At 71.7% G+C, this 9,025-nt stretch carries 7 protein-coding genes; 6 read left to right on the top strand and 1 reads right to left on the bottom strand.

Annotated features, from left to right (window positions below):
* Positions 1-1,274 (bottom strand): PucR family transcriptional regulator ligand-binding domain-containing protein (locus tag GT042_RS39740; RefSeq protein ID WP_237531542.1); only part of this gene is annotated, 1,274 nt, incomplete at its 3' end.
* A 239-nt stretch (positions 1,275-1,513) separates the two neighbouring features.
* Here GT042_RS39740 and GT042_RS36095 point away from each other — a divergent pair.
* The 6 genes from GT042_RS36095 to GT042_RS36070 all read left to right on the top strand — a co-directional run bounded on the left by GT042_RS36095 (position 1,514) and on the right by GT042_RS36070 (position 8,452).
* Positions 1,514-2,404, top strand: coding sequence for a xanthine dehydrogenase family protein subunit M (locus GT042_RS36095; protein WP_161312896.1), 891 nt, complete (start codon positions 1,514-1,516; stop codon positions 2,402-2,404).
* A 2-nt stretch (positions 2,405-2,406) separates the two neighbouring features.
* Positions 2,407-2,931: a (2Fe-2S)-binding protein gene (locus tag GT042_RS36090; RefSeq protein ID WP_161312895.1), complete on the top strand. Its 525-nt coding sequence runs from the start codon at positions 2,407-2,409 to the stop codon at positions 2,929-2,931.
* Positions 2,932-2,933: 2 nt separating this feature from the next.
* Positions 2,934-5,399 (top strand): molybdopterin cofactor-binding domain-containing protein, encoded by a 2,466-nt coding sequence (locus tag GT042_RS36085; protein WP_202534725.1) that lies wholly within the window; start codon positions 2,934-2,936, stop codon positions 5,397-5,399.
* A 106-nt stretch (positions 5,400-5,505) separates the two neighbouring features.
* Entirely contained in the window at positions 5,506-6,990 is a 1,485-nt protein-coding gene (locus tag GT042_RS36080; RefSeq protein WP_161312894.1) for an NCS2 family permease, read from the top strand.
* Between the two features lie 56 nt (positions 6,991-7,046).
* Positions 7,047-8,210 (top strand): XdhC/CoxI family protein, encoded by a 1,164-nt coding sequence (locus tag GT042_RS36075; protein WP_161312893.1) that lies wholly within the window; start codon positions 7,047-7,049, stop codon positions 8,208-8,210.
* A gap of 5 nt (positions 8,211-8,215) precedes the next feature.
* Positions 8,216-8,452, top strand: a complete 237-nt coding sequence (locus tag GT042_RS36070) for a hypothetical protein (RefSeq protein WP_161312892.1) — start codon at positions 8,216-8,218, stop codon at positions 8,450-8,452.
* Positions 8,453-9,025: the final 573 nt, after the last annotated feature.

The following is a 9,025-nucleotide window of genomic DNA, read 5'->3' as shown; positions in this document are numbered from 1 at the left end:
TCCAAGGCGATCGGTACAAGTGCGATCGCCTCGCCGTCCGAATGCGCCACCGCGATCCGGTCCGACAGGTCCGTACCCGGTGGTGTGTGGGCCGCCAGAACCTCCTCCAGGGCCGCCTGCGCCGCCGGGCCCGCCGAGATCGCCGTCCCCGCGTCGTCCCCCGTCCACTCCAGTCGGGCCACCACCACCTGCCAGTGCGGTGCCGCGCCCACCCCGGGGAGCAGGACCGGCGCGGCCACCCGCAGGCGCGCCGCGATGTCCGCCGGGGGCGCCCCCTCCTGGACCAGGTCCACGACCTCCTGGGCGAGCCGGCGCCGTACCGTACGTGACGCGTCGCGCCGGTCCCGTTCCACCGAGATCAGCTGGGTCACCCCCCGGAGCAGGTCCAGCCGCGCCGCCGGCCACTCGCCCGCGTCCGCCTCGACCGCCAGGAGCCAGTCCGACAGCACTGTCTCCCGTACGTCCCGGATCGCGGCGGGTGAGGTACCGCCCCCCGGCTCGCGGAGCGGGTCGCGGTCCCGGTCCCGGTCCCGATCGCGGTCCCGGGCGTCGTCCCGATCGTGGTCATGGATCCGGCTGTGGTCATGGACCCGATCGTGGTCATGGACCCGGTCGTCGATCGGGAACAGCGAGTACGCCGTCCCCGCCACCGTCACCCGCCAGGGCGACCTCCGTCCCGAACGAGTGGCCGCCAGATGCTCCGCCGCCAGCGCCCTCGCCCGGTCCGCCGGCAGCCGCTCGCCGCCGCCCGCGATCTGGCGGCCGGTGGGGGTGAGGACCCACGCCCGCAGGTCGAGGTCGGACGTGAGCAGGTCCAGCACCACCTCGGGACCCCCGCCCGCGGGCCCCGACGTCATCAGCCTGCGGTGCCGGTCCACGACGGCCGCCAGATCCCCGGCCCGCTCCCCGGACACCTGCCGTACGACGTGCTCGGTGATCGTCGCGAAGGCCACGTCCTCCCGCACCGCGAACAGCGGCATCCGGTGCCGGAGGCACGCCGTGACCAGGTCCTCCGGGATGTGCCCCAGCTCCGCCTCACCCGCCGCGAGCCCCGCGACCCCGGCCGCGTTGAGGATCCGTACGAACGGTTCCGCGTCCTCGGCGGAGCGCCGCCACGCGAGGCCCGTCAGGACCAGTTCGCCGCCCGAGAGATAGCGGCTCGGGTCCCGCAGGTCGGTTGTCATGACCCCACGGACACCGCGGTCCAGTTCCCCCGCGCCGCCCAGCAGCCGCAGGCCCAGCGCGTCGGTCTCCAGCAGTGCGCGCAGCCGCATCTTTCGCCGCCGATCTTTCTCGTCGATTCAAGCGAGGCTCGCCTTCGTCTTCCCTTTGTTCGAATCTACAAGACGCCGCGCACGCCCCGCCCGCCCCTTCATGGTTTCCGTGACTGCCCCCGGGCGGCGCACTCCTTGTGTACTTGTGCCACACCGCGTCAACAGTTCATGAACAGGGCCGGCCGTCCCCGCCCGATCACGGATCGCACCACAGCGAACGATCGAGAGGAGAGCCATTCATGGACTTCCTTCGCCCCGCCACCTGGCAGGACGCGCTCGCCGCCAAGGCCGAGCACCCCTCCGCCGTCCCCCTCGCGGGTGGTACGGACGTCATGGTCGAGATCAACTTCGACCACCGCAGGCCCACCCACCTGCTCGACCTGAACCGCGTCGGCGAGCTGGCCACCTGGACGGTCGAGGACGACCACGTCCGGCTCGGCGCCTCCGTCCCGTACACCGCCATCATGGAGAACCTGCGGACCGAGCTGCCGGGCCTCGCGCTCGCCTCCCACACCGTCGCCTCGCCCCAGATCCGCAACCGCGGCGGCGTCGGCGGCAACCTGGGCACCGCGTCCCCGGCCGGTGACGCGCACCCCGCGCTCCTCGCCGCGGGCGCCGAGGTCGAGGCCGAGTCGGTACGGGGCACCCGTCTCATCCCCATCGACGCGTTCTACACCGGCGTGAAGCGCAACGCCCTCGCGCCCGACGAGCTGATCAGGGCCGTACGGGTCAAGAAGGCGGACGGACCCCAGCAGTACTCGAAGGTCGGCACCCGCAACGCGATGGTCATCGCCGTCTGTGCGTTCGGGCTGGCCCTGCACCCCCGCACCCGTACGGTACGGACCGGCATCGGCTCGGCCGCCCCCACGCCCGTCCGGGCCCGGGCGGCGGAGGAATTCCTCGGGGCGGCGCTCGAAGAGGGCGGCTTCTGGGACAACGGGAAGATCATCACGCCGTCGGTCGCGAAGCAGTTCGCCGACCTCGTGGCCGGCGCCTGCAACCCCATCGACGACGTGCGCGGCACCGCGAAGTACCGCCGGCACGCGGTCGGCGTCATGGCCCGCCGCCAGCTCGGCTGGACGTGGGAGCAGTACCGCGGCACCGGCCGAACTCTCCGAGGAGCTGCCTGATCATGCGTGTGAACTTCACGGTCAACGGACGCCGGCGGGAAGCCGATGACGTCTGGGAGGGCGAGAGCCTTCTGTACGTCCTGCGGGAGCGCTTGGGCCTGCCCGGCTCCAAGAACGCGTGTGAGCAGGGCGAATGCGGTTCTTGTACGGTACGGCTCGACGGCGTGCCGGTCTGCGCGTGCCTGGTCGCGGCCGGACAGGTGGAGGGCCGCGAGGTACTGACGGTCGAGGGGCTGGCGGAGTACGCGGGTCGGCGCGACCAGGATCGGGACGGGGGCCAGGGCCGCGTCCGCGAGGGCGAACTGTCCCATGTCCAGCAGGCGTTCATGGACGCGGGCGCCGTGCAGTGCGGCTTCTGCACCCCGGGGCTGCTGGTCGCCGCCGACGAGATGCTGGAGCGCAACCCGTCCCCGACCGACGCGGACATCCGCGAGGCGCTGTCCGGCAACCTCTGCCGCTGCACGGGGTACGAGGCGATCCTCGACGCCGTACGGCTGGCCGCGGCACGACAGGAAGAGGCGATCTGACGATGGCGTCCTCAGCACCCCGTACCTCGACACCCCGTACCTCAGCACCCCGTACCTCCACAACACCGGGAACCTCCACGCCCCGCACGCCCACCGGCACCCCCACCAGCCTCACCCAAGGCTCCCGCACCAGAGGCGGCATCGGCGAGTCCACCCTCCGCCCCGACGGCGCCCTCAAGGTCACCGGCGAGTTCGCGTACTCCTCCGACATGTGGCACGAGGACATGCTGTGGGGCCACACCCTCCGCTCCACCGTCGCGCACGCCGAGATCCGGTCGATCGACATCTCCGAGGCCCTCGCCGTCCCCGGCGTCTACGCCGTCCTGACCCACGACGACCTGCCCACCGCCGTGAAGCACTACGGCCTGGAGATCCAGGACACCCCCGTCCTCGCCCACGGCAAGGTCCGCCACCACGGGGAGCCCGTCGCGATCGTCGCCGCCGACCACCCCGAGACCGCACGCCGCGCCGCCGCCAGGATCCGGATCGACTACGCCGAACTGCCCGTCGTCACCGACGAGTTGTCGGCGACCGCGCCCGGCGCGCCCCTCGTCCACGAAGGCCGCGACGACCACCACATCGGCCACGTCCCGCACCCGAACATCGTCCACCGACAGCCCATCGTCCGGGGCGACGCCGACGCGGCGGCGGCCCGCGCGGACGTGATCGTCACCGGCGACTACGTCTTCGGCATGCAGGACCAGGCCTTCCTCGGCCCGGAGTCGGGACTCGCCGTCCCCGCCGAGGACGGCGGCGTCGACCTGTACGTGGCCACTCAGTGGCTCCACTCCGACCTGCGCCAGATGGCCCCCGTCCTCGGCCTGCCCGAGAAAAAGGTCCGGATGACCCTGTCCGGTGTCGGCGGCGCCTTCGGCGGGCGCGAGGACCTGTCGATGCAGATCCACGCCTGCCTGCTGGCCCTGCGGACCGGCAAGCCGGTCAAGATGGTCTACAACCGCTTCGAGTCCTTCTTCGGCCATGTCCACCGCCACCCCGCGAAGTTGCACTACGAGCACGGCGCGACGCGCGACGGAAAACTCACGCACATGAGGTGCCGGATCGTGCTCGACGGCGGTGCGTACGCCTCCGCCTCCCCGGCCGTCGTCGGCAACGCCGCCTCCCTCTCCGTCGGTCCGTACGTCGTCGAGGACGTCGACATCGAGGCGATCGCGCTCTACACCAACAACCCGCCCTGCGGGGCGATGCGCGGCTTCGGCGCGGTCCAGGCGTGTTTCGCGTACGAGGCACAGATGGACAAGCTGGCCGCCGAACTGGGCCTGGACCCCGTGGAGTTCCGGCAGCGCAACGCCATGGAACAGGGCACGCTCCTGCCGACGGGTCAGCGCGTCGACTCGCCCGCGCCCGTCGCCGAGCTACTCCGCCGGGTGAAGGCCAGGCCGCTGCCGCCCGAGCGGCAGTGGCTCACGGCGGGCGAGGCGGCGGACGTACGGGCCCTGCCGGGCGGGCTGTCCAACACCACGCACGGCGAGGGGGTCGTACGGGGTGTCGGCTACGCGGTCGGCATCAAGAACGTCGGCTTCTCCGAAGGCTTCGACGACTACTCCACCGCGCGGGTCCGCCTGGAGGTCGTCGCGGGGGAGCCGGTCGCCGTCGTCCACACCGCGATGGCCGAGGTCGGCCAGGGCGGGGTGACCGTCCACGCGCAGATCGCCCGCAGCGAACTGGGCGTCACCCAGGTCACCATCCAGCCCGCCGACACCCAGGTCGGCTCGGCGGGATCCACCTCCGCGTCCCGCCAGACCTATGTCACGGGCGGCGCGGTCAAGAACGCCTGCGAGCACGTGCGCGAGCGGGTGTTGGAGCTGGGGCGGCGCAAGTTCGGTACGTACCACCCGGCTTGGGCCACCGCCGAGCTGCTGCTCGAAAGCGGCAAGGTCGTCACCGACGGCGGCGAGGTGCTCGCCGATCTCGCGGACGTGCTGGAGGACGAGGTCGTGGACCTGGAGCTGGAGTGGCGCCACCGCCCGACCGAGGCCTTCGACCTCCGTACGGGACAGGGCAACGGCCATGTCCAATACTCGTTCGCCGCCCATCGCGCGGTGGTCGAGGTCGACACCGAACTGGGCCTCGTCAAGGTCATCGAACTGGCCGTGGCACAGGACGTCGGCAAGGCGCTCAACCCGCTCTCCGTCGTCGGCCAGATCCAGGGCGGCAGTCTCCAGGGCCTCGGGGTGGCCGTGATGGAGGAGATCATCGTCGACCCCGTGACCGCGAAGGTACGCAACCCGTCCTTCACGGACTACCTGATCCCCACGCTCCTCGACACCCCGACCATCCCGGTCGACGTGCTCGAACTCGCCGACGAGCACGCGCCGTACGGGCTGCGGGGCGTCGGCGAGGCGCCGACCCTGTCGTCAACTCCCGCGATCCTGGCGGCGATCAGGAACGCGACGGGGCTGGAGCTGAACAGGACGCCCGTACGACCGGAACACCTGACGGGCATGTGAGGGCCCGCACACCACCCCTCGTCCGCACCACCACTTCTTCGTTCGTCTCGGGCCGTCCCCCGGGTCGTGCAGCCCACGCATCCATCTCCCCTCCGGAGCAGGCAACATGACCCATTCGTCAGTGGAACCCAGGACCACTAACACCACCACCGCCGAGGACACCACCGCCGAGGACGCCGGCACCGACGCGCGTCCTCCGGCCGACCGGTCCCGGCCGGACAGATACTTCGAGATCTCCCACCGGGGATCGACCCTCGCCCGCGAGATCCGGGGCGGCGTCACGACCTTCATGGCCATGGCGTACATCCTGCTGCTCAACCCCCTGATCCTGTCCGGCGAGGACGTCGCGGGCGACACCCTCGCCCGGTCCGCCCTGATCACCGCGACCGCCCTCGCCGCGGCGCTCACCACCCTCCTGATGGGCTTCTTCGGGAAGGTTCCGCTGGCCCTGGCCGCCGGGCTCTCCGTCTCGGGGGTGCTCGCCGGGCAGGTCGTGCCCGTGATGACGTGGCCGCAGGCCATGGCGATGTGCGTGCTGTACGGGGTGGTGATCTGCCTCCTGGTGGTCACCGGCCTCCGCGAGATGATCATGAACGCGATCCCGCTCGCCCTGAAACACGCCATCACCATCGGCATCGGGATGTTCGTCGCGCTGATCGGCCTGGTGAAGGCCGGGTTCGTCCACGCCTCGGAGGCCGGCGGCCCGGTCACCCTCGGCCCGGCCGGCCAACTCGCCGGGTGGCCCGTACTGCTCTTCTGCGTGACCCTGCTGCTGATCTTCATGCTCCAGGCGCGCCGGGTGCCGGGCGCGATCCTGATGGGCATAGTCGTCGGCTCGGTGGCCGCGGCGGTCCTCGACGCCACGGGTGTCGTAGCGGCCACGTCGTGGGCCGGCGGACCACCGGAGCTGACCGGGAGTGCGGTCTCCCTGCCCGACTTCTCGCTCTTCGGGAAGGTCGATTTCGGCGGCTGGGGCGACGTCGGCGCGATGACGGTCGGGATGATCGTCTTCACTCTGGTGCTGGCGGGGTTCTTCGACGCGATGGCCACCATCATCGGGGTCGGTACGGAGGCGGAACTCGCCGACGACCGGGGCCGGATGCCGGGCCTCTCCAAGGCGCTGTTCATCGACGGGGCCGGCGGCGCGATCGGCGGAGTGGCGGGCGGCTCGGGCCAGACCGTCTTCGTCGAGTCCGCGACGGGCGTGGGCGAGGGGGCACGTACCGGACTGGCGTCCGTCGTCACCGGCCTGCTCTTCGCGGCGTGCCTCTTCTTCACCCCGCTCACCCGGCTGGTACCGGGCGAGGTGGCCGCCGCGGCGCTGGTGGTGATCGGCGCGATGATGGCGCAGAACGCCCGGCACGTGGACTGGGGCGACCGCGCGGTCGCGGTCCCGGTCTTCCTGACCGTGGTCCTGATGCCGTTCACGTACTCCATCACGGCGGGGGTCGCGGCGGGCGTCATCTCGTACACGGCGCTCAAGGTGGCGCAGGGCAGGACCCGGGAGATCGGGGCCTTCATGTGGGGGCTCACGGCGGTCTTCGTGCTGTTCTACGCGCTGCACCCGATCGAATCCTGGCTAGGCGTCTGACTCACGCTCTCCCTCCCCCCACACCCTCCCTCCCTCAGAGACGCGAGGAGATCCACATGCTGGACATCGCGGAAGAACTGACCCGATGGGTCGAGCAGGGACGCGACTTCGCCGTCGCCACCGTCGTGGCGGTCGGCGGCAGCGCGCCCCGGCTGCCGGGAGCCGCGCTCGCCGTCGACAGCGAGGGCACGGCGATCGGCTCGGTCTCCGGCGGCTGCGTGGAGGGGGCGGTGTACGAACTCTGCGTCCAGGCGCTCCTGGACGGCGTCACCGTCCTGGAGCGGTTCGGTTACGACGACGAGGACGCGTTCGCCGTCGGGCTGACCTGCGGCGGTGTCATCGACATCCTGGTGACGCCGGTACGGGCCGTCTCCGCCGGCCGGCAGGTGTACGCGGCCGCCCTGGCCGGGGCCGCGCGGGGGGAGACGACGGCCCTCGCCCGGGTCACCGAGGGGCCGGCGGAACTGCTCGGGCGGGCGCTGCTGGTACGCCCAGACGGTTCGTACGAGGGCCGCCTCGGCGGACACCCCGAGCTGGACCGTACGGCGGCGGGCGAGGCGCGCGCCCTGCTCGACGCGGGCCGTACCGCCACGGTGGTGGTCGGCGAGGACGGCTCCCGGTGCGGCCGGCCGCTGACGCTGCTCGTGGAGTCGAGCGTGCCGCCGCCGCGCATGATCGTCTTCGGCGCGATCGACTTCGCGTCGGCGCTGGTACGGGCGGGCAAGTTCCTGGGCTACCACGTGACGGTGTGCGACGCGCGCCCCGTCTTCGCCACGGCGGCGCGCTTTCCCGACGCGGACGAGGTGGTGGTGGCGTGGCCGCACCGCTACCTGGAGTCGACGCGGGTCGACGGGCGGACGGTGTTGTGCGTCCTCACGCACGACGCGAAGTTCGATGTGCCGTTGCTGGAACGGGCGTTGAGGCTGCCGGTCGCCTTCGTCGGCGCGATGGGCTCACGCCGTACGCACGAGACTCGCAACGCGCGGTTGCGCGAGGTGGGCGTGACGGAACTCGAACTGGCCCGCCTCCATTCCCCGATCGGCCTCGACCTGGGCGCACGCACCCCCGAGGAGACGGCCCTGTCGATCGTGGCGGAGGTAGTGGCGTCACGCCGAGGCGGCACGGGCCTTCCCCTGACGGGCACGCACACCCCCATCCACCACGACGTCCCGGCGGACAGCCATCGGCCGGCGACCCGACGGATCGGCTCGGTCGCCTGACTCTCGTGCCCGCACTGGTGCTGATTCTGATCGGTCGCTCGGACGGCGGGGGTGCAGCCTGCACGCTCGCGGGCGCGGACTCCGGGGTCGGCGTGGTCTGGAAGCCCGCGGACTTCAAGTCCGTGAGCCCGGCGGTCGTCCGGCTGTGCGTCAACAAGACCTGCACCCAGGGAACGGTCACCGCCGACAGCGACGCCCCGGGCTCCCTGTCCGTCGTGCGGGTTCGGTGCCGGTGCGGCTGACCGTCGCGGCGGTTGGGGACAAACGCGTTGTCGTCCACGACCGGGAGGACGCGAGGCTGACGGAGTTCCACCCCAACGGCAAGGGCTGCGAGCCGACGGTCTGGAGAGCGACGTTTCGGGCGGACCCGGTCGAGGGGTTGGCGTCCGCCCGGTGACCGGTTGCGGTTCGTGTTGTCCTCAATCGCCGGACGGGCGTGTGCGGCCCGGTGCGTTTGGTTGCGCTTACTGATGTCCTCAATCGCCGGACGGGCTGGGTGTGTCGTGGTGACGGGGGGTGGGGCCTGCGGAGGTACGTATGTCCGGACTGCATGTTTTACGGCGCCTTCGGGGACTCCGGACATTCACGGTAGTCATGCGCCACAAAACACGCTTTACGTCCGGACACACGCACCTCCTCCGACCCCACCCCCCTCACGCCGAGGGTGAGATGACGGGCCCCCGGGCCCGGGGCGCGCAGCCTCCGCCCGGTGGACGGTGCCACTTACCAACGTCCTCAAACGCCGGACGGGCTGGAATTGCCCCCGCGCGGTGCGAGAGCGCGGGTTACTGATGTCCTCAATCGCCGGACGGGCT

Source organism: Streptomyces sp. SID3212 (genome assembly GCF_009865405.1).
Classification (GTDB): domain Bacteria; phylum Actinomycetota; class Actinomycetes; order Streptomycetales; family Streptomycetaceae; genus Streptomyces.
The sequence above is the reverse complement of the archived record's forward strand: the minus strand, read 5'-3'. Positions and strand labels throughout refer to the sequence as shown.

Coding starts and splice junctions, on each gene's coding strand:
- GT042_RS36085 (WP_202534725.1), top strand. CDS start 2,934: ATGGCGTCCTCAGCACCCCGTACCTCGACACCCCGTACCTCAGCACCC.
- GT042_RS36080 (WP_161312894.1), top strand. CDS start 5,506: ATGACCCATTCGTCAGTGGAACCCAGGACCACTAACACCACCACCGCC.
- GT042_RS36075 (WP_161312893.1), top strand. CDS start 7,047: ATGCTGGACATCGCGGAAGAACTGACCCGATGGGTCGAGCAGGGACGC.
- GT042_RS36095 (WP_161312896.1), top strand. CDS start 1,514: ATGGACTTCCTTCGCCCCGCCACCTGGCAGGACGCGCTCGCCGCCAAG.
- GT042_RS36090 (WP_161312895.1), top strand. CDS start 2,407: ATGCGTGTGAACTTCACGGTCAACGGACGCCGGCGGGAAGCCGATGAC.